This window comes from Paenibacillus sambharensis (assembly GCF_003233845.1).
Classification (GTDB): domain Bacteria; phylum Bacillota; class Bacilli; order Paenibacillales; family Paenibacillaceae; genus Paenibacillus_I; species Paenibacillus_I sambharensis.
Genome location: NZ_QKRB01000043.1, coordinates 173,207 through 198,315, shown reverse-complemented (window position 1 = coordinate 198,315; position 25,109 = coordinate 173,207). Strand labels below are relative to the sequence as shown.

Genomic DNA, 25,109 nt, shown 5'->3' with positions numbered 1-25,109 from the left:
CGCCCTGCATATGAGACTGCCTGGCCTTACTCCGCAGTCATGACTTCCAGCAGCAGAGGTGCCATCTCATCATAAATATCAGCGAACTGCGATAAAGGGAGCGGATTAACGCCATAACCCGCCTCAATGGTAAATCCGGGCCTTCTGAACTCCTGGATGAACCAATCCTTATAACCGGCATCGCTTCCGGTCAGCTTGACCGGACGGTAGCCGCTTACCATGCCAAGCCTTGCGGCAAGCTGCTCGGTGCCAGGCGGTTCCATGTCCCGGTAGTTCCAATAAATCTCCTGGCCCTGGGTATGCAGCGCAAGCACGACATCGAACTGCTCCCGGCGTGCGAGCTCAGCGATTGCAGCGGCCTCCGGTTCGCTTAGCGGAGCTGTACCCGGATAGTCTCGCGGACCAGGCCCCTCCGTACCGCGCCTTGCACACTCTTCCTCCCAATGAGCAGGAAACTGGTCATTCAAGTCCACCCCGCGTATATTCGATTTCCAGCGAAAGAAACGGGGAGAATACCGATTCCACTTCAGCAGGCTCTCATAATAAGGGTGGGACGGTGTTACACCCTGCTGGGCCAGCTCCACGCCATCTGGATTCACCATGGGCGCGACAACGAGCTGGCAGCGGCGGAGCAGCGCTTCCGGTTCGAAGCCGCGATATGTCTCTCCAAGCGAAAGCGCCCGGGCAAGGTCTTCAATACAAGTCATCGCTACCAGCGAAGTAATCCATTCATTCGCATGAAATGCGGCGTTAACATGAATGCGGCGCTTCCCCGTACCCAGCCTGATGTAACAGAGAGGCTGCCCCAGCACACTGCTTCCATATTCCCCGATCTCAAGGAAGGGATATAAGGCTTTAAGCCGGCCAAGATCGCGCACGAGCTGGCGGGGTCCGTATTCTTCATTAGCTTCTACAATTCTGCCGCTCATACCCGGCGGAATCGTTACCAGCTGCCCAGGAAGCAATGCCTGCGGATTGAGATAGGGGTTAAGAGCCATGATCCGGTTGACCGGAACGCCAAACATACGGGCAATGCCCATCATCGTATCCCCCTGCTGAATGCAGTACTGCTGGGGCTCCGGCGTTGGGATCGACAGAACAAGCCCTGGGGACAGATGATTCGCAGAGGAAATATGCGGGTTGGCCGTATAGATGGCATCCCCGTGAAGATGAAACATCTTGGCAATGCGCAGCACGGTATCACCCGGTTGTACGATGTAACGGAACATGGGCGGTTTCCTCCCAGAAAGATCGGATTTTCCACCATGTTTATGCGAAGCAGTCAGCAGGTATGTATCAGTGCCCCTGCTCTCACAGAGGTCAAGCCCCTACGACAGCATGAAGCTGCCTCAGACTACGTCTGACAGGCAGCTTCCAAATTCGTTCGTATCAACGTGTTAAGTCAGCCGATATGCGGGACCTGCCAGACAATCGGCGTTAATTCAATCTGTTCGTTTAACCACTGCTGGGCAATCATCTTGAACATCTGCGGGTCGCCGCTGCAGCAGAACTGGTGCACAGGCAGCAGATCTCCGCGGGCAAGCTTGCCCTTGTCATGGAGAATCGTACTGATATCACGCGCGGTCTCCTCTGCTGAGCTGATTAAGGCAATCTGTCCACCCATCACATCGGATATCGTCTCTGCCAGAAAAGGATAATGCGTGCAGCCCAGAATCAAGGTATCTATCCGGGTTGACCGCAGACCAGCCAATGATTCATTAACCGTGTTATAGGTTTCCTCTGAGCGGAAATTCCCTCTCTCAACAAGCGGAACGAATCTTGGGCAGGCTACACTTACGACATCAACATGCGGGGACAGCTGCTTCAAGGCCTGTTCGTAGGCACCGCTGTTCACCGTGCCTTCCGTGCCAATTACCCCGATATAACCGGACTGTGTCCGGTTAATGGCGGCTCTGGCCCCCGGATGGACAACGCCGATCACCGGAATGGACACGCGTGAACGGATCGTCTCAAGTGCAAAGGCGGTCGCGGTATTGCAGGCAATGACGATCATTTTCGGTGAGAATTTCAATAAATAATCTACGATTTCCTGAGTGAAACGGATAACCTCTTGAGCCGGCCTCGGGCCGTACGGGGTGCGCGCAGTATCGCCGAAATAGATGATTTTCTCGCGCGGGAGCTGTCTCATCACTTCCTTGGCTACCGTTAATCCGCCCACGCCCGAATCTAGTATAGCAATCGGCTGTTGCACATATACACCGCTTTCCTTGTCTTAAAATACGAATAAGTAAGTTCAGTCACCATACCATATGAAAATAAGTGCAAAAACGTACCTACATCTTAGCGTAAATTCAGACAAGGTTCAAGAACAGGCGAATGGCATGTCAGCCGTAAGATAAGGGCCCGCTCCGCTATACCTGCTGGAGGGGCCCTCTAGGGGATGGAATATAACGAATTAGGAAACAACCGACATATTATCGCCCTGCGGGCTGTCCGTTTGCTCTTTGGATTTGCCCCAAGGATTAACCGAGCCGAGTGTGTCCTTTGCCTTGCCGGCGATGGACGCCGTTTGGCTTCCTACCTGCCTTGCCATTTTGGCTGTCGATTCCGTTACCTGGCTGGCTACCTTGCAGGTGGAATCATAGGCCTGCTGCGTGCCATCGGCAATATCTCTGCGCAGCTCCTTGCCTGCTTTCGGTGCAAACAACAATGCAGTTACCGCGCCAACCGCCAGACCAGCTGCTGTTCCAATCAGGAAGTTCTTCATTGAATTGTTCTGATTCATCATCTTAATCGCTCCCTTCAGATCTTATCGTGCCCTGCGTCATGGGTCTGACATTCTGGAGAATGGGCGGAGGGGGTATTTTTCGAACGCCACCAAGTCCAGGCAGCCCATCCGAGTTCAGCCAGCTCCAGCGCTTCGCCGATCTGTTTCTGACGGTTGTGCATAGCCTGCTCCACCTGCCGGGCAGCCTTGACACTAACGGCTTCCGTTATCCGGTTCGCTGCCGCCGCTGCATGCACAGCCGCATCTCCAAGCTCCTCTGCTGCTGCAAACAGCTTGTCGGCTCTTGCCAGCTGGCGATTAACCGCTGCTGCTGTCTTGGCGGCACTGCTTCCCGCTTCTCGCAGCTCCCTCAGCAGCAGAATTGTCTCACGCTGCACTTCCGCAGCTCCTTCCTCCATGCGGCCGAGCTTGCGCTTTAGCTGAAACAGGCCTACCAGCATAACAGCTGTGAGGACGAGGAAAGCCGCTGTTGCTGCAGCAGCACACCATAACACCATCATGCGCCCGAACCTCCTTCCAGTAGTCCCATAGACGAATGCCCAATTCGTACTGACAGTATAGTCAGCGCAGGCTTGACCTGACACAACTTTTTTTGGGGGGAGGGAAGCCCGGTGTATAGGCAAAAAGAAAGAGCTGTCCGCCGCCGTAAACTACGGCTTATCGGACAACCCTGTAGGGAGTATGGTATAACTGCACTTGCTGCCGCCTTTGGCCAGACATTCCGTACGCTGAACCTTCGCCTCCAGCAGAGCTTCAAACAGCTCCAGCTCGCAGCTGCAGGCTTGCTGATACCGGCCGGCTACCTGGGCAATGGGACAGTTGTATTCATTCATTACATATCCGGTATCCGGTCCGGCTTCCGCCGGCTCAACTTCCACCATATAGCCTCCAGCATTCTGAATGCGGGCAAGCTCAGATACACGCTCGCCAAGCGACTTACCCTCCATGCCCCCGGCATAGCGCTGCTTCAGCTTCAGCTTCCTGGCTTCGAACAAGCGGTCGATCGTGTCTCCGTCGTCTTCCAGCTCCTCGAGCAAATCCAGTGCCAGTGTATGATAATTCCGGGGAAACAGCTGCTCTGCTTCCTCCGTCAGCCTATAAACATACGCTGGCCTGCCCATCGGCTGCCGCACCAGAGACGGCTCGACATATCCATCGGCCTCCAGAGCGCTGAGATGACGCCTTACCGCCATCTCGGTAATGCCGAGATGTCTGGAGAGCTCTCCTGCGCTGCTTGGGCCTTTCGTCTTTAGCAGTTTTAACACCATCTGGCGCGTCGTACCATCATGCCGGTTCCCGGATTCTGTCACCTGCTCGTCTTTACCTGCTGCCATCACGGTCACCTCCTGGAGTTATCACTGCCTTATCAGCGCTTAAAACAGTTCCCGGCTCAAATATCCTTCCACCGATTCTCTAAATACGGTAAGCACATGCGGAAGGATCGGGGTAAGCGGATGCAGCTCGCTGCGGTTCCACTTATAATAGTCCTGAACTAGCGGCTTGCGGAGCTTCACCAGCTCTAGAAGCCTCTCCCGTATTTCAGCCGGAAACACACCTTCAGCACCGGTTATATCAATAATATCTTCGTAACTGCTCGCATCCCGCATCATGAAGCCGTCAATCAGACAGCTTCCAACATCGGTCACGATCTCGATGGCGATATGCAGCGCTCTCTCCTGAGCCAGACCCTGCAGCAGTGTTCCATCCCACGCTTCGGCGAGCTGGCTCATCCCTTCCGCTGCGGCCGGCACGGCAGCAAGCCGCTCAGCGATTTGTTCCCGGTTTACATAGTACACCGCTAGCCCCCGCCTTTACGATTTCTTCTTCTTCGCCTTCCGCTTCAGCCATACCGCCATTACGATACAGCTGATAATAACAACGAGAAGGTAAGTCAACATTTCATATACGTCTCTCATTATTCCTATCCCGGCTCCTTGTCCTGCTCTACTGCTTGCTTTGTCCGAGGAACGGCCTGCTAGCCTTCGTAATCCACGGTCACCGAGGATTCGCTTACCTCTTTAATATGCTCAACAACCTTCTGGTGAACCGGATGCACCGCGTAAGCGCCGAGCGCCTCAAGCGACTCGAATTTGGTTACCAGGGCAATATCATACGAACGCTCGGAATGGATGACATCCAATCCAACCTCGATATACTTCAGTTCCTCGATCCGGCCTTCCATGTCACGCAAAACCTGTGCCGTACGCTCTGCACTTTCCCGGCTGCGGTCCTTCAGCTTAAAGAATACAATATGCGTTATCATTACCCGATCCACTCCCCCAATAAAGTAAGGGTCAGGCGCCGCGAATGGCCGGTCCCCTTTTGTCACATAATAACCGAAACAGGCGCCTTTGGGCAATCTTTATGCAGCAGGAGGCAGGTTATGCGCAGACGTTATCCTTTCACGATCGCCGCCACTCTGTTCGGTGTGGCTCTATGCATGTTCAACTATACGGGCTACGATCCGCACAACTTCATCTTCTTCATGCTCAGCGTACCGGCCTGGGCCGTGGATCTGTTCGTAGATATTCATGAAGTCAGCGTACTGCTCATGTACGTCCTTACAATCGTCTCCTGGGCATTGATCGGCTACATTACAGATCGTCTCATCATGCGGGAGAGGCGCAGGTCACGTTCACGCTCAAGAGCATGACCTCAGCGCAACGACGCACACATTAACTGCATACTTGAAAGACAAGCCATTCCCTGTGTAAACAAAAAGGAGCCTGGCGGCTCCTCTGTACGCAAAACTTATGCAGCTTCTACAACCAGGGTGGACTTCATCGTCGCATGACCAGTACCGCAAGGAATGGAACACGCAATCTCGTACTCGCCGGGCTTGTCAAATACAATATCCTTCTGCAGCTCGTCACCTTCCAGTGTAATACCAAGCTCTGGAATTTCGAGACCATGGATACCGCTCTTGTTTACCAGCGTCATGCGGACAGTATCGCCCTGCTTTACCGTGTACACCTCTTGATCGAATACAAAATCGTTGGAGGCCTGAATCTTCATGAGAACCATACCCTCCGGCAGGCTAGCTGATTCATCCACAGGTTTCTCCGGAAGGTTGAATGTAATCAGGTACAACCCCAGTACGGAAGCCGCAATGAATACGACGAACATCAACCACTTGTACATTGCTCCGTGTCCCCTTTACTCGTATTGTCTACTCTTTATATTACCTAAGATGGTCCGTTATACTCAACCTTAAACTGCGGGCTTCGGAAAACTTTTTATGAGTTTTTGACAAAACTATGAACTTTTTCACACTAAGTCTCTTAAAAAATGACGATCCCATGACATTCTTCATCCTTCCGTCTCCGGGGTGTAGCTTTTCAGGATGCGTTCCGCCTCAACCCGGACAAAATTCCACAGCAGGGAAAATTGATGATGATACCCTCTGCACACATAGCGCGCGGTCAGCCTTTCGGGACTCCGCTGCTCGTCATAAATCTTGATGCCAAGCTCTCTGAACTGCTTGCGCATGGCGGCCATCTCCAGCAGCACCCGGTCCTGAAGCGCGCGGAGCAGCGATTCATAGAAGCGCGGCAGCTTCATCGGCGCTCGCCCAACGATCCGGATATCATGGTCCAGAATACGCATGGCAATCCCCATTATGACATACCGCTTCACAATCTCCAGCTCCTGTTCCGTCTGAACCGGCGGCCCGCCTGCCTTCACCTTCACACCCTCTGCTGTACCGGTGACACTCATAACCATTATGTACCCCTCCATCACGAACATAAGAGAACATCTGTTCCCTTATTATAACCTGAAGAACAGATGTTCGCAATGGGTATTAATCCCGGCTCTTGGCCGGTCTTCGGACGTCTTCTATTTGCCGCCGTCTCTTCCCTTCAGCACTTCTATGATATGCCTGATCCGGTCAGGCAGCGGCAGTCCCAGGCGCCCGTAGTTCTCCGTTACCGAGATCAGCTCATTCGTCAGATAAAAATAGATCGCCCCGCCCATCGTTGCATTGCCGGTGCCAAGCAAAATATCCACCCGGTGTGCCAGCATAATAACCAGCAGGACGACACCCTTACGTGTCAGCCCCCAGTAGCCGACACTGCTGTTGAGTCCCTTGTCTTCCTTCACGGCAGCCAGAACCCCTGTTATATAATCAATTGCCATTGCCAGCGTCAGCACGGTCAGCGACTCGCTCCAGCCCCCAAACATGAAGGTAATCAGCGATCCTGCAGCGGCTGCGGCGGCCCCCAGCAAGTTCTGCATATTCATAACAGTAGTGCCTCCCTCCGGATAAGTCTCCTGCTATCATAGTATTCAAGAGCCGGAAGGTTGTCCGTCATACTGTCCGGGTTCATGCGTCCAAACTCTGCAGAAGGAAAAAAGAACGGAAGGGGCCCCGGGCTCCTCCCGCTCACTTCTGTCTAAATGGATTGCCGAGCATCAGCGGCTCAGCCGGACTGTGCGCGTCTCCTGCTCCCACTGGACAGCCGCTCCCGCAGCTTCCGCCAGCTCACGAACCGGTACATAACCCCTTCCTTCAAAAATCCGGGTGGTGCGGGGTTTTCCATTAACCGTGACTTCCTTGCCGTTCCAGCCAATATAGAGTCCCAGCAGCTTGCCGAGATGTCTCGCCGGTACCCAGGTTTGCCCTTCCACCAGGTATCCGGTCGCCGCTATTTTACCCTCAAGCAGTACTTGGGCAGGGACTGCCTCCCCATCAACAGCCGCCTCATTATCGAAGCGCTTCAGATTGTATTGATTGATGATATTGATCAGCTTGCTGGCATACTGGGGATCGGTTGCATAGCCGGACGCCTGCAGCATTCGTGCTTGTTCCTCCGGCGTGTCAGCATTGCGGACCCGCTCGTAACGCGGCAGCTGCAGCAGAAGATCCTGATCTTTGTAGTAATCATATAACGTATCATAGGCACGAAAATCAGCCGATATGTTAACCTTTCTGCCGTCATAAACCTCCCAGGTTTTGCGGTTTACACTTGCTCCTCGCCAATACGGCGTCACGCGGCCGCTTCCCACCTTAATCCCGCCAAGATTGTTCCATGGATGAATGACGCCGCCTGTCTCCAGCAGATTCTGCGCAAGCCGGACGGACGGAAACATAGGCGACCCTTCCCGCCTTGCACGAATTGCGAACGGTGCAAGTCTGGCAAAGAACTCCTCTCTTGTCATGCTCAGCATACACCCCTTCCTCTAACAGCTTAATTCCCTCTTCTACTATCTATATGCCGTGTCCAAGCGCAGTGTATCGGCTAGTGTCCGACTTTTTTGGCCGCAAGCTCCCCTCATTGTATGACACGCCTGCCGAAGGTATAATGAAACAGCAGCTTCAGCAGCAGCTCTTGCGGTCTTTCCCAGTCTGTTATAAGAGGAAGTATAGATTATGAAAGTGTGGTGCAAGGAATGGAACGAAATGATGTGCTCATTATGATTGGCCTTGTTGCAGGCATTCTGATCTTCGTTGACTTCAAGCCTCCGATGAATGTACTGGATACCGCAATTGTAGCACTGGCGGCCATCTGGATCCTGCTTACCGTAATAAAGTGGATTCGAAAATCGAAAGATAAACCTGAATAAAGTGTGGAACCGCTTTAATCTATTGCTTGCCAGCTGACTGCCTGCTATAATGAAGGCATTACAACTTGAAGGCACTGCTACCCGGAAGGTACAACCTCGTCGATTACGCGAGGCTTGTGCGTTCCGTTTTTTGCATGCTCTGGAAGGGGTTTCTCACATGCTGCTGGAAGCTATTGAACACCGCCCGAAGATTAACTGGGCAAGTGCATTGGATAAGGAGACCATCGAACTGCGCATCCGCACCAAGCGCAGCGACATGAAGTCAGTTGAGGTTTATGCAGGGGACAAATACGACTGGGGCCGGACCAAGCGCTATATCCCGATGCGCAAGCTTGCTTCTGACTCCCTGTTCGACTACTGGCAGGCATTTGCCAAGCCAGAGTACCGCAGGCTGCGCTACGCCTTTGCTCTAGATGACGGACGCGTGAAGCTCTGGATGACCGAGCAGGGCTTTGAACCTGAGGAGCCGGCGGACCCGAACCAGTTTTTTGACTTCCCGTACCTGAACCCGGCAGATATCTTCTCGCCTCCAGCCTGGGTGAAGGATGCCATATTCTATCAGATCTTCCCTGAGCGGTTTGCCAATGGCGATCCGTCCATCAGCCCCGAGAATGTAGAGGAATGGGGAGGCGAGCCGCGCAGGGATAACTTCTTCGGGGGAGACCTGCAGGGCGTTATCGATCATCTCGACTATCTGGAGGAGCTTGGCATTACGGCGATCTATTTCACTCCGGTCTTCGAAGCCCCTACCAATCACAAGTATGACACACGGGATTATCTGAAGGTCGATCCGCATTTCGGCACCAACGAGAAGCTGAAGGAGCTGGTTGATCTCTGCCATGAGCGGGGCATCCGTGTGCTGCTCGACGCGGTATTCAACCACGCAGGCCGCACCTTCCCCGCGTTCGTCGACTGCCTGGAGAAGGGCGAGGCTTCCGAGTATGCGGACTGGTTCCATGTGCGTGAATGGCCGCTTGATGTCAAGGACGGCATACCAACCTATGAGACCTTCGCCTTCGAGCGGAATATGCCCAAGTTTAACACGGAGAACCCTAAGGTGCAGGACTACCTGCTTAAGGTGGCCCGTTACTGGCTGGAGGAGGTCGGCATTGACGGCTGGCGGCTGGACGTGGCTAATGAGGTGGACCACCGGTTCTGGCGTAAATTCAGGGACACGGTGAAAGAGGTTAATTCGGATGCTTATATCCTTGGCGAGGTATGGCATGATTCGCTGATGTGGCTGCAGGGCGACCAGTTCGACGCGGTTATGAACTATCCTTTCACGACTGCTGTGCTCGATTTCTTCGTGGAGCAGAAGCTGGATGCCAAGGGTCTGACTGATGCCATGGGACGGCTGATCGCCAAGTTTCCAACCCGCGTGACTGAAGCCGCCTTCAACCTGCTCGACAGCCATGATACGCCGAGACTCCTGACCCTATGCGGCGGAAGCAAGCCCCTGATGAAGCTTGCCGCACTCGTGCAGCTTACCTTCGTGGGTGTGCCGTGCATCTATTACGGAGATGAAATCGGCCTGACCGGCGAGCAGGACCCCGGCTGCCGCAAGTGTATGGAATGGGATACGGATAAGCAGGACCGTGAGCTGTTCGACTTCTACCGGACGCTGATCGGCATGCGCAGATCCTCGGAAGCGCTGCGGACCGGCACCTTCCGCGTGCTGCTGGCAGAGCCCAATTCCAGCGTGCTGGCGTACAGCCGCTACACCGAGCAGGAAGAGTTTATCATCATTGTGAATAACACGGATCGGCCTGCTGCGCTCAATCTTCCGGTTGGAACAGGCGCATGGAGCAATGCCTGGGACGGCAGCACAGCACATGCCCCGCAGGGAATTCTCGATCTGGAGATCGAGCCTTATGGCTTCCGGGTGTTCAAGAAAGCAGAGTAAGGAAAGAATACAGCGGCGGTCCGGGACATGGGATGTTCCGGACCGCCGCTGTTTACTTTTGTCCTGTTACCCGCTGCAGCAGTACGTAGGTTCTAACTGCAGACCGTTACCACACAGACAGCCGTGTTCGAAAATCATTGTCATCGGTGATAAGTTCAATATCCCGGTAGCCGTTTGTTCTGGCCTGGTGATACAGACTAACATTCGGGGCAGGGGCACTTTCTCGTTCTTGCTCTTGGACTACTTGTAATTCAATCCACACACAATAGCTGGGTGTGACTAGGCAACCTGCTCTATATCGCTCCCTAATCCTATTTCAATCCAAATACCCCAGCGGGGTGTGACGCCACCATATCCGTATTTGGTACGGCTACCAGCCAATTTCAATCCACACACCCCAGCGGGGTGTGACCCGATAGCAGATTCGGATAGTCTCGTAACGATTTCGATTTCAATCCACACACCCCAGCGGGGTGTGACCCACATGTACAGTCGCGGGTCTCTCCACCCGATAGATTTCAATCCACACACCCCAGCGGGGTGTGACGGGAGTAAATAAACAGACTCCTACAATGATATCATTATTTCAATCCACACACCCCAGCGGGGTGTGACTGACCTGCCAATGTGACCAAACCCAAGACCTCCGGCAATTTCAATCCACACACCCCAGCGGGGTGTGACTCGATACCGAGCGTTTGACTGAGTTCTGGTTACGCCTATTTCAATCCACACACCCCAGCGGGGTGTGACTCACGGTCATTCAGGGTGAGCGGAAGATCAACAAGATTTCAATCCACACACCCCAGCGGGGTGTGACCAGGTCGAATACTCGAAGTCGTACACGGGAACCATATTTCAATCCACACACCCCAGCGGGGTGTGACGGGTAAACCCAGCAACATCACTCCAAAAAACAGACTATTTCAATCCACACACCCCAGCGGGGTGTGACGGCACGGGCTACACCAACACAGCGGTCGGCGGCATTTCAATCCACACACCCCAGCGGGGTGTGACGGCAAGCCGGTTCGGTGTGCATCTGGCAAGACGGGCGAATTTCAATCCACACACCCCAGCGGGGTGTGACTGAAGTTTGATGGAAGTATGACAAAAGTACATTGGATTTCAATCCACACACCCCAGCGGGGTGTGACCAACGACCGTGACCCTGTAGGTCTGATTGTAACCCAATTTCAATCCACACACCCCAGCGGGGTGTGACACACTTAGCTGATAAGCTGGGTGGGTTCTAAGATATTTCAATCCACACACCCCAGCGGGGTGTGACAAACGAGAAGATGTATTGCGCGAGCGGCGCAAACGATTTCAATCCACACACCCCAGCGGGGTGTGACTAGTACACCCTTTACTGCGCTTCTCCAGCCCCGGCATTTCAATCCACACACCCCAGCGGGGTGTGACTCGCCGTATAAGGTCAGCGGAGGTGGCAGCACATATTTCAATCCACACACCCCAGCGGGGTGTGACCCCTCGAGCTGCGGACTTCTCTATTCCCCTCCTAGATATTTCAATCCACACACCCCAGCGGGGTGTGACAGTATGGTGGTAGTGGATGGTGCCATTGGTACCGATTTCAATCCACACACCCCAGCGGGGTGTGACCAACCACGGCAGAGGGTTTAGGCCAAGCTCCCGGATATTTCAATCCACACACCCCAGCGGGGTGTGACTGCGAAAATTACCTATTAAAGGTAATTTTCGCCCTAAAAACAATTAGTTTGCTTCATTTATCTCAGACAACCCTGCCTTTCCCCTTATAAGATCACTAGATTTGGATTTTACCTCCAAATAAACTGGTGCGAATCCTCCAGCAAAACCATGTGAGCTTCCTATTCGCACCACCCGATTCGCACCTTTAATCACTAGTAACCATTAGATAATTAGTGGTCCTTCGATATCATAAGATGCTCTGGCGCCGAAGTGATCCACCTTGGATTTATAACGGTCTCCGAGATTGTAGAATCGTAAGCTATCCGTCTCAGAATCAATAAGGTCTGCCAACTGAAGCTTAATTTGCTTGAACTGTGTAGCATCAACTACACATTCAAATACGGAATTTTGTACCCGTTGCCCGTACGCAAGGCACTTCTTGGCCACTTTACTGAGACGTTTTCTCCCTTCAGGCGTTGTCGTGTTTACATCGTAGGTAATGAGAATCAACATATCAGGACACCTACTTCCATAAGAATGGAGGATACTCGTCTAAATCCCCTCGAATATGGCGGGCCAGAAGCAGAGCTTGTGCATGAGGAACCAGCCCCCATGGAATTTTCTCATCCAAAAAAGGATGTTGAATTTTCTCCTGCTTGCGTTCATGCCAGGCCGCCAACACCTTTCGTCTGGTCACTTCGTCCATGATAATTGCGCCATTCTCCTTGCGTACAAAGCCTTTGGCTGTAATGACACGCTTATTGATTAAAGAGAGCACGAACCGGTCGGCAACAACGCCGCGCAGTTCTTCCATCAAGTCAAGCGCCAATGATGCTCTTCCCGGGCGGTCCCGATGCAGAAAACCTACATACGCATCCAACCCAACTGTCTCCAAGGCAGATCGGGCATCAGCAGCGAGCAGCGTGTATGCAAACGAAAGCAGTGCATTCATATTATCGAGCGGAGGTCTCTTGCTCCTGCGCTGGAAATAAAAGTCCTCCTTCTGCTGAAGAATCAGATCATTCAGCACTGAGTTGTACCAAGCTGCCGCATTACCTTCAATTCCGCGCAGTACTTCTAGATCTTCCGTTTCCCGAACAGCAAGCATCGATTTGGACAATAACCCTGATACCTGCTTCAATTTGGTAACATCCAGTCGCATGGGGTAATCCCTCGTTGCCCGCTCTATAATCCATTTGGCATTATAAATCTTGCCAACAATACAGTTCCTGGCCACCAATGCACTTCTGGATTGCTGATCGGAGATCCGGTATTGTTCCTTCCTAAGGAGAACATTCCCCCGCGATTCCCCATGGACGCTAGCCAGAAACCTTCCGCTGCAGGACAAGAAGGTCAGGGATATCCCACGCTCCACACATGCCCTCATAAGAGCCGGACTGGCTCCTGCGTAACCGAACGTTGAAATGGCTTCCAGGTTATGCAGCGGATATCGGCCCAAAGCATTACCTTCTTGTTTAACTACCACATTTTCTCCGTCCAAAGCCAAGAACACATCGGGAGTCGTGATAAATAACGTATTTAGGAGCCGCTTCAATCCAATAGCCTCCCCTCTATATAACGGGATACGTTGGATTTCTTCATTAGCGCTGGGAGGCAGAGCTCTTTTAAAGAACAATTATTACAGTGCGGTCCCGTCTTTACCTTAGGCGTATAACCTCTGTCATAATATCCGTGCATCTCCTCTACACTTCTTCTAACAGACTCCCGATGGGAAGCTGTAATTGAAACCTCTACCCGATGCTTGATCTCATCATAATAGAAGTACCCCAACTCCACCGGACAAGCAAGCATTGCCTCCAAACACATGGCTTGAGCCGTTAATTGAGAGAGGTCAGAGTTATCCTGCTTAGGCCTTCCCCTCTTGTACTCAACGGGAATAGGGAGGTACAGCCCTTCCTCTCCGTTGAGTGCTATTCCCGAAGGATCCTGCACAAATTCGACCACATCACATATACCTGTCAGTCCCAATTCTGCGGAATGTACAGGCATGGCACGAACAACCAGCTTATTGCCGCGCTTCTCTCTCACCATCGGCTGGTCAGCCTTCTTATGAACACGGTTTCCTTCCACCGTCTTGACATTTTCCGCCCATTGCTGTTCGATGTGGATTAAAGCCCACTGCCGCCGGCAGAAATTGAAATGTTGGATCCCCGACAGTAGCAGCCAATCTTCTTCCTCATAGGCCATCGAACACCTGGGGTACCAGCCCTTCCAGCGTCTGCAGAGTTACGATTGGGATTCCCATTTCATCAACCTGCACATCAACTGATCGATGCACCTTTGCTGAGGAATACTGTCCCAGCTTGGAGGCGTGTTCCCACCAGGCCACTTTATTCACCTCAATACTGCCGTCTGGGCGTGCGGAGGAACTATCGTTTTCAAACAAGGTAATCAAAGCTTCCCTGAGCTTCCGGGCGTCCTCGTAAGTAAATCCGGTCTTCTCTGCCAGCTGGGTATTAATGCTTCCATAGAACACATACACACCGAAATCCACCCGATGCTTCATCCCCATCGTATCTGGCCCCTTCTTATTTGGATCCTTGGCAGGAGTTACCGAATTAACACTCTTCGTGATCTGCAGAGAAGTGATATCGATCGGCGCCAGACTGAAAGCTGGGTGCAAAGTTACCGGCCCTCGGATCGGAATGGAGACCCCTCCCTCTCCGCCGCCGCCAAAGGCGAATACTTGTCCGAAGCTCCGAACATCAATCCATTGCTCGCAAGCAGCCTTGGCATACAGCTCGTTATTCGACTTTTTTCCCTTTGCAAATTCCTGAACAGCGGCGTTAGCATCCACTCGATCCTTAATGCTGCGGTGCTCGTCGGACCTACGCTCGTCGGACTGAACTAGGATAGATTCACCCATATCCTGGAGCCGATTTCGGATTTTGCGTTTCAGACACACATCCGAAATTTCCCCATGACCATCGTAATTCTGCCTTGGTCTGTTGCCATTCAGCGGGTCTCCGTTCGGGTTAGCATTACGAACTGTTAAGACCACGGCAAAATCAATTTTACGATCCAATGTACTCATGTCTTACTCTCTCCCTTGTTCGGTTGTATGTAGTTCAGTTGCTTCCGAGGATGCTTTAAACTCCTTGTCCTTCTTGCTTGTATACAAGTCCTGGCGCTGGCTGTAAAAACCTAAGAGATACAGTCCCCCAAGCGGTTTATCTGTAAAATCCTCCGGCTGCAGCTGTGATCCCACCTGATCAAGCAAACGGTTATAAAACCCCGCATCCATTCCCATCCTCGCTTGGTATGGCTGTAGATTGGATTGAATAACGGTCCATGTCCTTGCAGGACGCTGTGCAAAAGCATTCATATAACGCACTGCATTAGTAGCCCTCTTCTCTTCCCAGCCGAGCGCCGTCCGTTCTAAAACATCGGCAATGGCCAGCATCCGGCCGAAGAGGTAGTCCCGGTTGATGTTATTAGTATCCAGAGCCACTTGAAATCCCTTCCCTTCATTCCACTGGGTGTTATTCACTAACGAGCAGGCGATGCTGAGCGTCTTCTCCCACTCCCATCGCTCCATGCTGATAGGGTTCGAAGCTCGACTCACCGCATTTCGTACAATATCATTCGGAATTTTCCTTCCATCTAGAATAGAGGGAAGCATTCGTTCCAAAAGTCCTTTCACAACAGTATCACTTGCACCAGAACCATATGCCGCAAAGGCTATATCACGGGTTGATGGTGTTCCGGTGAATACAATGCGCTTCTTCTCCTGGTCCAAATGGTAGCTGTGCCGCCAATAACATGATCCATGCCATTCCTGCAACTTGTTCAGGAAAAGCTCCTTGTTCATATCACGATAATATACAACAGACATGCGCCCCGGAGTAGCCGCATCAAGCGCCATAATATTGACATCTGACTGATAGTCCAAATTATGGCGGTAGCCCTGAATGGCTCTCTTAACCTGCTGCGCAAATTCCTCATGGGTTGCATCCCCCGCATCAGACGCCTCATCCCTGTTAAGGCCATAAGTATCGGCAAAGGGATCTGGGATTTCCTCTTCCTTGGTTCCCCAAACTACAAATACACGGCCGTCTATGGTCATTCCCTGCTTTGCAACCAACCACTTTAACGCATTGTGGGCCTTCTGAGACACCTCATAGCTAATGGAAGCCGCATCCCTGCTCGTTAAGAAACGTCCACGAAAGGTGAAGCCCGAATTGTCGTTGGCTGAGATCAGTTTCGCCATATCAGCTGAATGGCGGATGCGGGAAGCATGCTTATCCGCGTAAGGCATCATCTCTCCCGTAACAAAACACACGTCACGCTCATTCTGCTTTTGCATATAATATTGGATATAAGAGTTCTGTACCGATTCATCCCGCCATAGCCGATGTTCCAATTCACCGATTTGTTCAACGGCAAACCGCACGAAGGCAGCATTCTGGTCACCTGCCAGCACATTATAAATTTTGGGTTTCTCCCCTGGACGGTCTGAACTCCATCTTTCGATTAAGCTGTTGTTCTCGTCAACGTGAAGAATTTGCTGCCGGACAAGATCCGCAATAAGAGTTCCCTTCATAAGATAGCGATAGACACACTGTACCTTGTCATGCCCATATGGAGAGTCACACCACTCTCTCAACTGCCGCATGTAATCCGCATGAGGATCCCCTTTTTTCACCACACCGCCATATGACCGATAATCACCTGCTACATAAACTAGCTTGTCATGCAGAGGATGGGGGACTGGAGCGCTTGTCCGGTTCGAGGAGGCCTCGGTGCAAGGAATCAATGTACTGGCATCTGACTTATCCACTACTTCAGCGTGACGAAAATTACCATTGTGATCGAGGATAACTTCAATCTGCGCCGACTGGGTGGTATGGGATACCGGAAGGAGCGTGTATTCTTGTCCGTTATACCGCTTCTTAAACTTACCAACGGCTTCAAGGTTGTTCTCATATGTCTGGTACAGCTTGGCTAACCAGGTCATGTTACTTCCCCCTCTCCACCTTGGAACATCTCTTGAAACAGCGCATCGGCCGGCTGCATATTAGACGAGCCAAACGATTTTGGCAAACTGGATGTGCTAATTGGTCTTATCAAACGACATTCCTCCGGACGAATGAAATCAATCACCCCCCTTTCCATTATGGGGCTCCATAAGCGAGTCTCAAGCGTGTTACGGCCCGTCTCATCTGGATAATTAATGCCGTGCACCATGACGCCGAAGGGCATATCGTGTTCCTGATTGTCATAGAACCCTACTCCATCACTAAATTCACAAGGTTCCACATAACCTTGGCACTCTCGGGCGCCAAGAAAGATATCCCGCCGTCCACCAGCTTGGAGGCAACGCTTCGCGATATTGTGATGTTTGAATTCATTGCGATCGTATTCTAATTCCTCGCGTTGAAGGTTAAACTCGAAGTGGGCTGATATGTTATACTCGACATCCTTAAGATAAGTATAATAGGCTAGAGTATTTCCTCCTCCGTATTCTAGAGGCCGAATACCTTTTGACTCCGTTTGGATCGGTTTCATGATACGGACCGAGTCGATATACCAGATAATAGTTGGCTTCCAGTAGATGGATTCAGCGATGCCTTTAAGCGCTGCGTAAGTCGGAATTGGATACGACATTTTCTCACCCCCGATTTTACTGAGAGGGTCGGTGAACAACGCATACTTGCCGTACACCTTGAATTGGATAGAATTACGGATCATAACCTATGCTCCTTTCGTATTAACTCAATATAATTTAAGATAGGTAATTTGATCTATTGTCTACTGTTTATAAATGTTAGTCAAGGATAATTATAGTTAGCAGACGATCGGCTTATATTGTCGTGGTGTCTCACTTATATTATGCAAAATACGCTTCCCATTTCTCGATTCCGCTGGGGTTTAAACCATAATCATAGGAGTAGGCAGTCTCCCTTAAAGCGTAGATGCTTCCGTTAAACAGTTCGTAAATCATTCCATCTTCGTGCAGCCGTTTGAACTCACCATCGTATACTTGTATAACGTACTGCTGAGCTTGCCTCAGCAATGCGCTCAGCTCCTTAACACCTGGTTCTCCATTCAAATCCAGTAGAATAGCGTTTGCCTTTACATTGTATGGAACCAGTACCGGCACAGCGCCTTGCTCGATAACTTCGAAATGCCGGGAGGCCGTGGCTAGAGCTTGTCTGCTTCTCAAGAGGAACGGCTTCTTGTGACGAGACTTGTAAGCTGCTGCATAATGACCGTTATTACTCAACAAGTCCACCATCGGCCGGTCCTGCAACCCCTTGATCTCATAATTGAGCAGGGGGGACATCTGATGATAATAGTATTGAAAGTACATCCTCAATGCTTCATCTGATAGCAGATCAAATCCTAAGCCTTCGGGATTCTGTTTAAACTCTCTCAATACCCTCTCAGTTACTTTCGCTCCTTCACGGATCTCTGTCAGCCGATCCAGATTCTCATCCGAAGACTTGATAATATACACGTTACGAACAGGGTCTCGTCCGTGCCGATTGCACCGACCGGCTGCCTGTGCAATCGAATCAAGGCCAGCTAAAGAACGGATCACGCAGTCGAAGCTGATATTCACTCCTGCTTCTATCAGCTGCGTGCTCACGCAAACGACTCGCTCCCCTTCTAGCAGTGCCTGCTTCAGATTTTGAAGTACTTCCTTGCGATGAGCAGGACACATATTCGTACTTAAGTGGAACATCCGGCAGCCAGAAGCCATCTCATCATCCTGCATTGTCTCGAAGAGTTTACGAGCAGCATTCTTTGTGTTTAGGATAACCAAAAGGCTCCGGACGTTCTGGAGTTTATTTTGAACGAAATCATTCAAATACGAAGCATCCCAGCCTTGCGATTCAGTGAGATCCACAATCTCCACCCGCTTAAATTTCTGTCTCACTTCGTGTAGATTATGAATCATATCTCCTGCTGTCACCTTCAAGCTATGTTCCACAAAATCTAGAGCAGGCTGGGTAGCCGTACACAGTACCGCTGTAGACTTGCCGAAGTGGCATAGAAAGTTAAGTGCCTGATTAAATAAGGAAACACATTTGACTGGAACGGACTGCACCTCATCAAAGATGAGGACGGCATTAGCAAGACGATGAAGCCTTCTCACATTACGTGTTCCGCTCGAATAAAAGGTATTCAGGAATTGAACCATTGTCGTAAAGATAATTGGGCTATCCCAGTTATCACGTGCCAACTTCAGCTTCTTGCGTAGTCCGACTGCCTCGGTATCGTCTTCCTCTTCTCTGGTATTACGGTCTTGAATGATGTTTGAGTGATGCTCAAGGATCAGACCCTCTTCTCCAAGAACACTTCGAATTTCCTGCGCATTCTGCTCTATGATCGTTGTGTAAGGCACGATGAAAACAATACGTTCCTGCCCATGAAGCATGGCGTGTTTTAAAGCGTACCGAAGGCTGGCCAGTGTCTTGCCGCCACCGGTAGGGATAGACAGACGGTAAATCCCTGGCTTATTGTCAGCGAAGGCCTCACATTCACGCGACATCTGGCCCCTTAACTGATGGATTTGGGTTCCGGCATCCTCTAATACCTCTAATTGTTGTATATGGTCCATTAGAGAGTTGTAGCAACGTCGGAAAAACAAATCACAATCCTTATCCTCCTGCTTCACTTCGCCTTCTTCAAATTCCCGTGTGTCCGTCCGATCTGCATCAATTAGACAGCTGAAGACATATTTCAGGGCCAGAGTTGCAGTTACCGTATGAAGATACTTTAATTGTATTTTCTCGATAACCAGTCGTATTTCATCAGCTGCTTGATGAAACAGATGATCTAGATCTTTATGCTCAAACTCTTCTCGCAATCGTGCAGCAGCTTCTTCGTAATCGTCCAGTTCTTTCTTAGCGACTCTCTCCAGAAACTCGGACTCCAGATCAGGTCCAAGAAAGTCCCGTAGTCCACCATGATGAGAGATGATGCACATGGCAATCCATTCTGCGGCAATCATCTCCTCTTGCTTCATATTCAGGGACCCGTTATGATACTTCCGATAGATCCATCGTCCTCCAGCTGTTGAGTGATCGACAGAGCCTCGTTTGGGGGGAGAATCCGGATTAGTGACTGCTTGAATGATATAATTTGTGAAGGCGTCACTATACTTTCCCATATCGTGCAAAATACCAGATAAACGCGCGAGATTGCTCAGCCCCCCAGGCACCGCGAAGGAAGCCGCTAACTCTCCTACAGCCTTAAGATGTTCTCCCACCGCTTGAATGGTACCGTCGCGCTCCCTTATATGAGCAATATACTGCATCTCTAAGCCCCCGTTATATATCAGAAATTGACAGTCTATTATCTATTATAGCTGAACTTGTAAACAAAAGTTTGTCAGAAAACTCACCTTCTCTTTCGCTCTGTATGTAAAATTATATTCAAGAGTGTTGTCTATATATTGCCAGCGAACAAACATTCCCAATCCTGCGTGGTGGAGGCATTGCTAGGAGAACCTTGCGATTGATAGGGCAGAAGAATGAAACGAAAACCGAAGTAACAGTTAAGCGTTAAAACCAGCTAACAATAATGGCCATAAGCGCAGTTGCTAGAACGCTCGTTTTAACGCATACATAAGCAAAAGCAGACGATCACTTGGACCATCTGCCTTGTGTAACCCTTGTATTTAACCCTAAAAAATTTTGCATGCTAGTCAATAGTGTTGTAGTTATTATAGCAATTACCTGTAAATTACCCGCCTTCCCCCAAGCGTTCCTTACGCCTCACACTGTAAAATCTCATAGCCGCAGGCACTCCTTTAATCTCCAGAATCCCTCCATAAATCATCTCTCTCAGACGGAATTCAAAATAGGAATCTCCAATGTCCTGTTCGCAATATGCCATCGCCTCTCCAATCAATCGGGAAGCCTTCAAAAATCTGTGATCGGAGGCAGGTCTCAGGTAATCCAGCTTCTCCAGCAAATAGGAATCATAATAGTCGGCCGGCACCGCATGAACAGCTTCGTCAGTCCAAATGCGCAATAGTCCGCCTTGCTCTGAAATCTCCAGCCATTCCTCCGCAAACCGCGTGATCTCGTCAGCGGACAGCTGCCTGCAGCCGCTTATCCGTTCAAGAGCTTCTCGAAGCCTGTCAGGCGGTATCTCCCCGGAGCGCCTGTATTCCATGAAGGCGTTCGGTCGGTTGAATAGCTCCTCGGTGATCGCGGGAGCATCACATACACGGATCACGCTGCGCTTGTTGCGGAGAAGATACAGCGAATGCCGCATCCCGGTCTGTTCACGAACACTGCGGCTGGTCCAGACAATCACTTCTGCCTGTTCTGGAATTTGTTCCAGCTTGGACACCAGTTCATTGTACTCTTCTTCAGAAGAGATGAAGGTCCAGAATGCCTCCGCCATATTATCCTGAAACCAATCGTTTCGCGTCCTGCGCCCTTCCGGGGAATCCAAACGGCCAAGCGGCCCTATAGCGTAATTTTCGCGCATCGTAATCACCTTGTGCGCAGCAGACCAGCCCAGCTGCTTAAGTGCCAGCTTCGTACTGCCCGCAAAAGAATCCCCTACGACAATATGCACATGCGTGCAGTCCGGTTTTGGGTCCCAGAATGTCTTCTTCTCCTGCAGTTCTATAAGGTTATCGTACAGATCAATTAACGTGTTCACCGCATCCTCGGGCGGTTCTTTCTGTTCTTTTAGCAGTCTAATCTGCTTCAATGCAAGCCGCAGACAGGATTTCAGATTGTCATCACCCAACTGATCGACAGCCCTCTGGATTTCTAGCATTTCCTTCATCTTCTTATCCTCCTGATTGTATATACATGGATCGGATGGCGTTTTCACTAAAAAAAGCCTGCAACCCATCTGGAGTGATCCGGCTGCTAAGTAACCACTAACGTCCGATAAAGGTCTTGATATGTTTAATTCGGGATAAGGGCACAGCACCTGTAACCGCCTGCAGATCTTCTGAACCCTCCCAGTATTCATACTGGCGTATTTCATCATAGTTAAAAATTCTTTGCCAGCTCTCTTCAATACTCATGTTCCCGCACCCAGATTCGAACAGCAGGTCTTCTTCCTCTGTGAGAGCTAAGTAATGATTAGCTAATACAATGTGCCACGCTTGAAAATCTGAGAACAATACATTTTCCTCGTTCAAGTTGACTTCAAGCAAAACGGCTTTCTTCCCTTTGGACATGTGTCCAGAATGTCTTAAGTCCGGCCTATCGGGCCACAGCCAAACCGGGTATTCATCTCTATAGTTAGGCAGCCTATTTTTCATTTGCTCCATCATCCAATGGTAGGGCTGAAGAAACTCTTCCCAAACAAAATTAACGTTACCGACTAAATAGCCTGAGGCTAATGCTTCTTCCCAAGCATGGAAAGACTGTATGGTCCATAGCTTCATGGTCCACCTCACCTCTTTCTTCTCTTGAACAAAAATAGCAAAATAAAACTGGTAAACAACAAAAGAATCACTGATGGTATTAGTAGTGTAGAGAAATCAAAACTTGTACCATAGTCATAGTCAACTTGATGCTGCGTGTCTCTTAATGGTTCCGCATCATTGAACCCGTAGTTATCTATTATCTCAGCTTTTTTTTGTTCCGTTAAACCATCAGAAGCCATTAAATCCTCTCCTTACTCTACCCTTTAGCAAAGCATGCTGTTGTGCTATCTCTCCCATGTAACTCCAACTTAAGAGGCAGCCAGTCAACAGGACCGGCTGCCTTCATGCTGCGATTAAGTCAGCGCTCCTCCGATCAGATCCCTCTGAGATCGGGCCTTTCTCATTTCTCAGTCATGATCGTAATCCTGCCTTCCTGTTGTGCCCAGGACACATTGGCTCCGAGCGACTCACTGACAAAACGCAGCGGCAGATAGGCAATTCCTGCAACGATAAATGGTTTGTTCGGAAGCTTAATCGTCTTTCCATTCAGCACAGCATTCCCCGATTTGTAATCAATGGTGATTTCAACGGGCGCTGTACCCTTATCGTTTCGTTTGATGACTACATATTTACTCGTCCCGTCTGCACCTGTGTTAAAGCTGATCCCGGCACCCATCTTCTCGAACACGGAACGCAGCGGAATGAAGGCCTGGTTGTTCCGGATGATGACACCGCCCGATAATGCAGCTGGTTCGCCGTTAAGTACGACAGAGATTGGCCTTTGAACCTGAACAGGGGTCGAATATTCAACTTTAAAATCCCCATGTCCCAGCTGCGCGTTTTTGTTCATTCCCCATCCCCATAAGGAGCCGTCGGTTTTTTGCATGATAATGTGCCGGTTGCCCTTCTTGATCTGACTTACATCCGATGCCAGAAGCGTGAACTCAGGATCAGCAGGCATTTGTTTCCGGTTAATAGAGGCGCTGTACACCTTGCCCTCCTGGGTCAACGCTACGATGGAGCGCTCGATGATATAAGCTTCCTTCACATTCGTAATGCTGGTCAACCGGACGGGTTTCGATTGTGCATGAAGGTTAGTTCCATCCGAGTAGCCCGTGTAGGTCACTCCCCAAAACCAGAGTCTGGATTGCCGGTCGATGGCGAGGCTTGAATATGCTCCACTGGTAATAGAGCGGATATCAGACAGCCCGCTCAGCCTTGAAGCACCAACCTGACCCTCTTTTAACCCATTGGCAGCATCAGGTAAGGACCATACTGTACCATCCTTTTTCAGGGCCAGATTTCCTTGGATATCAACCACATCAACCAGGGATGGGAGCGGCTCGAACGTCTCTAAGGAGCCTGCATCCCGCAGGACGGAGCCGTCCTCCTTCAATAGAAGCCACCGCAGCTGATAAGCTTCATCGGTATAATTAGTAATGGCCTTAATATGGTCTACGCCAGGGATCATCACGATGTTATCCAGATCGCTGGAGGTAAGTTCGTAATCTGTGGGGATGATATAGACGTTGCCTTGAGCGTCTAAAGCCAAGGACTCCTTGTTACCCGGATAGACGGCAGTAAGATTGCTCAATTTTTCAACAGGATAGACCTGAAAGGTTAAAGTGGACGGGTCCCTCTCCCAGAACCAAACTGTGCCATCTTCCTTCATGACGAGATGATTGGAAAAGGAGGCTGCCACGTCCGTCAAGCCGTGTATTTGGGTAGGAACAGAAAGACTGCCGGTGTGCTTGCTACCGCTCTCATTCCCCCATACCCAGAGTGATCCGTCCGATTTAATCAGGGAGGTTGGTTCGAAGGCTTGGATAGCAGCGTGTACATTGGCAGCCGCAGTGACTGATGCATGAACAGATGACAAGAATAGGCAAGCGGCAAGAATAATGATTGAGACTTTGTTCTTCATTCAATAAGAACCCCCTTCCATGATGACTTCTTTCTCTTAGACGCCAAAACCGGGATAATGTTCCACAATAGGCATAAAAGAAAAGGAAATTATCATAGAAGGGAGCAATAATGAAAGGGCTATGAACCTTATGAACCTCTATTCACCCGGTCTGCTTTCACATGCTTAAGCTGCGCAACGATGATCACGCTTATAATGACCAGCAGGAACCACGAGCTGATCTTACTGAAGCTGACGAGCTGCCAGGCTTGATGCTGATCAGGATATTTCCAGGCGTTGAAGAAGGTAGCGATATTCTCGGCGAGCCAGATGAAGAAACCAACGATGACAAAAGCAAGGGTCAACGGCATCCGGTACGTGCTGGAGCGGACCCGGTAGATAATCCATGTTTTCCAGAAGACAATCAGCACAAGCGCCGTCAGCCACCAGCGGAAATCCGGGATATAATGGTGGGTGAAGAAGTTCAGATAGATCGCTCCTCCGAGCAGTCCTGCGGCAGCAAGCCCCGGCCAGCCGGTCATATCCATCCTCAGTCTGCGCCACACTTGACACATATAGCTCGCTACACTGGCATACATGAATCCGCTGTACAGCGGTACCCCGAACAGCTTCGTAAGTCCAGGCTCAGGATACGACCACGATCCCATCCCTACCTTATAGATTTCGAGCAGCAGGCCAATGACATGAAATACGCAAATTACTTTCAGTTCATCCAGCGTCTCAAGCCCGCTGCGAACCATAAGATACTGCACAGCAAGCAGGATGAGAAGTATTGCATCATAACGGTGCATGAAGGGCAGCTCGATTACGCTCGAGAGGGCTAATGTCCCGAAGATCGCAACAGGAAATAGGCAGCTCATCGCCTGGTGATAGCCAAAATGCAGGAGCTGTATGAATGGTCTCATCAATTTGATCCCCTTAT

26 protein-coding genes and 1 CRISPR repeat array are annotated in these 25,109 nt (G+C 50.6%); of the genes, 3 read left to right on the top strand and 23 right to left on the bottom strand.

All coding sequences use genetic code 11. The annotated features are described in order from the left end of the window. Window positions 1–26 precede the first annotated feature (26 nt). The 7 genes from DNH61_RS10810 to DNH61_RS10780 form a co-directional block, all read right to left on the bottom strand. Window positions 27–1,229, bottom strand: coding sequence for a M14 family metallopeptidase (locus DNH61_RS10810; RefSeq protein WP_111146668.1), 1,203 nt, complete (start codon window positions 1,227–1,229; stop codon window positions 27–29). A gap of 173 nt (window positions 1,230–1,402) precedes the next feature. Beyond that, a complete protein-coding gene (gene racE / locus DNH61_RS10805) occupies window positions 1,403–2,212 on the bottom strand; it encodes a glutamate racemase (RefSeq protein WP_111146667.1) in 810 nt (269 codons plus the stop codon). A gap of 204 nt (window positions 2,213–2,416) precedes the next feature. Next, on the bottom strand, window positions 2,417–2,749 hold the full coding sequence (locus DNH61_RS10800) for a YtxH domain-containing protein (protein WP_245948134.1): 333 nt from the start codon (window positions 2,747–2,749) through the stop codon (window positions 2,417–2,419). Between the two features lie 14 nt (window positions 2,750–2,763). Further along, a complete protein-coding gene (locus DNH61_RS10795) occupies window positions 2,764–3,249 on the bottom strand; it encodes a DUF948 domain-containing protein (RefSeq protein ID WP_111146666.1) in 486 nt (161 codons plus the stop codon). A gap of 150 nt (window positions 3,250–3,399) precedes the next feature. After that, complete coding sequence (locus tag DNH61_RS10790; protein ID WP_111146665.1) at window positions 3,400–4,083, bottom strand: helix-turn-helix transcriptional regulator; 684 nt, start codon at window positions 4,081–4,083, stop codon at window positions 3,400–3,402. A gap of 39 nt (window positions 4,084–4,122) precedes the next feature. Continuing rightward, window positions 4,123–4,545, bottom strand: a complete 423-nt coding sequence (locus tag DNH61_RS10785; protein WP_111146664.1) for a DUF86 domain-containing protein — start codon at window positions 4,543–4,545, stop codon at window positions 4,123–4,125. A 179-nt stretch (window positions 4,546–4,724) separates the two neighbouring features. Next, window positions 4,725–5,012, bottom strand: a complete 288-nt coding sequence (locus DNH61_RS10780) for a Dabb family protein (protein ID WP_111146663.1) — start codon at window positions 5,010–5,012, stop codon at window positions 4,725–4,727. A gap of 120 nt (window positions 5,013–5,132) precedes the next feature. On the opposite strand from DNH61_RS10780, the gene DNH61_RS10775 reads away from it, so the two are divergent. Further along, the gene (locus DNH61_RS10775) at window positions 5,133–5,402 is read left to right on the top strand and encodes a hypothetical protein (RefSeq protein WP_111146662.1); all 270 of its coding nucleotides are present in this window, start codon (window positions 5,133–5,135) and stop codon (window positions 5,400–5,402) included. A gap of 98 nt (window positions 5,403–5,500) precedes the next feature. Here DNH61_RS10775 and DNH61_RS10770 read toward each other — a convergent pair whose 3' ends face one another. The 4 genes from DNH61_RS10770 to DNH61_RS10755 form a co-directional block, all read right to left on the bottom strand. Continuing rightward, window positions 5,501–5,890 carry a cupredoxin domain-containing protein gene (locus DNH61_RS10770; RefSeq protein WP_111146661.1) on the bottom strand — a complete coding sequence of 130 codons (390 nt, stop codon included), beginning with the start codon at window positions 5,888–5,890 and terminating at the stop codon, window positions 5,501–5,503. A gap of 168 nt (window positions 5,891–6,058) precedes the next feature. Then, complete coding sequence (locus DNH61_RS10765) at window positions 6,059–6,472, bottom strand: YhjD family protein (RefSeq protein ID WP_111146660.1); 414 nt, start codon at window positions 6,470–6,472, stop codon at window positions 6,059–6,061. A gap of 114 nt (window positions 6,473–6,586) precedes the next feature. Then, a complete protein-coding gene (locus DNH61_RS10760; RefSeq protein WP_111146659.1) occupies window positions 6,587–6,991 on the bottom strand; it encodes a phage holin family protein in 405 nt (134 codons plus the stop codon). A gap of 171 nt (window positions 6,992–7,162) precedes the next feature. After that, on the bottom strand, window positions 7,163–7,918 hold the full coding sequence (locus DNH61_RS10755; protein ID WP_111146658.1) for a glucosaminidase domain-containing protein: 756 nt from the start codon (window positions 7,916–7,918) through the stop codon (window positions 7,163–7,165). Window positions 7,919–8,140: 222 nt separating this feature from the next. Between DNH61_RS10755 and DNH61_RS26320 the strand changes: the two genes are divergently transcribed. Next, a complete protein-coding gene (locus DNH61_RS26320) occupies window positions 8,141–8,314 on the top strand; it encodes a hypothetical protein (RefSeq protein WP_181438654.1) in 174 nt (57 codons plus the stop codon). A gap of 157 nt (window positions 8,315–8,471) precedes the next feature. Beyond that, complete coding sequence (locus tag DNH61_RS10750) at window positions 8,472–10,217, top strand: alpha-glycosidase (RefSeq protein ID WP_111146657.1); 1,746 nt, start codon at window positions 8,472–8,474, stop codon at window positions 10,215–10,217. 248 nt (window positions 10,218–10,465) lie between these two features. Next, window positions 10,466–11,911: direct repeats of the CRISPR family, unit length 32 nt; unit sequence ATTTCAATCCACACACCCCAGCGGGGTGTGAC. A 202-nt stretch (window positions 11,912–12,113) separates the two neighbouring features. Here the strand turns inward: DNH61_RS10750 and cas2 are convergent. The 12 genes from cas2 to DNH61_RS10690 form a co-directional block, all read right to left on the bottom strand. Beyond that, window positions 12,114–12,404: a CRISPR-associated endonuclease Cas2 gene (gene cas2 / locus DNH61_RS10745; protein ID WP_111146656.1), complete on the bottom strand. Its 291-nt coding sequence runs from the start codon at window positions 12,402–12,404 to the stop codon at window positions 12,114–12,116. Window positions 12,405–12,414: 10 nt separating this feature from the next. After that, window positions 12,415–13,446 carry a type I-C CRISPR-associated endonuclease Cas1c gene (gene cas1c / locus DNH61_RS10740; RefSeq protein WP_111146655.1) on the bottom strand — a complete coding sequence of 344 codons (1,032 nt, stop codon included), beginning with the start codon at window positions 13,444–13,446 and terminating at the stop codon, window positions 12,415–12,417. Then, window positions 13,443–14,099, bottom strand: a complete 657-nt coding sequence (gene cas4 / locus DNH61_RS10735) for a CRISPR-associated protein Cas4 (RefSeq protein ID WP_111146654.1) — start codon at window positions 14,097–14,099, stop codon at window positions 13,443–13,445. Before cas4 ends, cas1c begins: the two co-directional genes overlap by 4 nt. Continuing rightward, on the bottom strand, window positions 14,089–14,946 hold the full coding sequence (cas7c, locus tag DNH61_RS10730; RefSeq protein ID WP_111146653.1) for a type I-C CRISPR-associated protein Cas7/Csd2: 858 nt from the start codon (window positions 14,944–14,946) through the stop codon (window positions 14,089–14,091). The genes cas4 and cas7c overlap by 11 nt, the downstream gene beginning before the upstream one ends. 3 nt (window positions 14,947–14,949) lie before the next feature. Continuing rightward, window positions 14,950–16,869 carry a type I-C CRISPR-associated protein Cas8c/Csd1 gene (gene cas8c, locus DNH61_RS10725; RefSeq protein WP_111146652.1) on the bottom strand — a complete coding sequence of 640 codons (1,920 nt, stop codon included), beginning with the start codon at window positions 16,867–16,869 and terminating at the stop codon, window positions 14,950–14,952. After that, window positions 16,866–17,600 (bottom strand): type I-C CRISPR-associated protein Cas5c, encoded by a 735-nt coding sequence (gene cas5c / locus DNH61_RS10720; protein ID WP_111146773.1) that lies wholly within the window; start codon window positions 17,598–17,600, stop codon window positions 16,866–16,868. The genes cas8c and cas5c overlap by 4 nt, the downstream gene beginning before the upstream one ends. A gap of 142 nt (window positions 17,601–17,742) precedes the next feature. After that, on the bottom strand, window positions 17,743–20,178 hold the full coding sequence (gene cas3 / locus DNH61_RS10715; protein WP_111146651.1) for a CRISPR-associated helicase Cas3': 2,436 nt from the start codon (window positions 20,176–20,178) through the stop codon (window positions 17,743–17,745). A 428-nt stretch (window positions 20,179–20,606) separates the two neighbouring features. Then, entirely contained in the window at window positions 20,607–21,668 is a 1,062-nt protein-coding gene (locus DNH61_RS10710; protein WP_245948132.1) for a DUF1835 domain-containing protein, read from the bottom strand. A 97-nt stretch (window positions 21,669–21,765) separates the two neighbouring features. Further along, window positions 21,766–22,281, bottom strand: coding sequence for a DUF3841 domain-containing protein (locus DNH61_RS10705; protein WP_111146650.1), 516 nt, complete (start codon window positions 22,279–22,281; stop codon window positions 21,766–21,768). Between the two features lie 8 nt (window positions 22,282–22,289). Then, on the bottom strand, window positions 22,290–22,502 hold the full coding sequence (locus DNH61_RS10700; RefSeq protein WP_111146649.1) for a hypothetical protein: 213 nt from the start codon (window positions 22,500–22,502) through the stop codon (window positions 22,290–22,292). Window positions 22,503–22,663: 161 nt separating this feature from the next. Next, on the bottom strand, window positions 22,664–24,187 hold the full coding sequence (locus DNH61_RS10695) for a stalk domain-containing protein (protein WP_111146648.1): 1,524 nt from the start codon (window positions 24,185–24,187) through the stop codon (window positions 22,664–22,666). A 128-nt stretch (window positions 24,188–24,315) separates the two neighbouring features. Then, on the bottom strand, window positions 24,316–25,092 hold the full coding sequence (locus tag DNH61_RS10690; protein WP_111146647.1) for a DUF817 domain-containing protein: 777 nt from the start codon (window positions 25,090–25,092) through the stop codon (window positions 24,316–24,318). Between the last annotated feature and the right edge of the window lie 17 nt (window positions 25,093–25,109).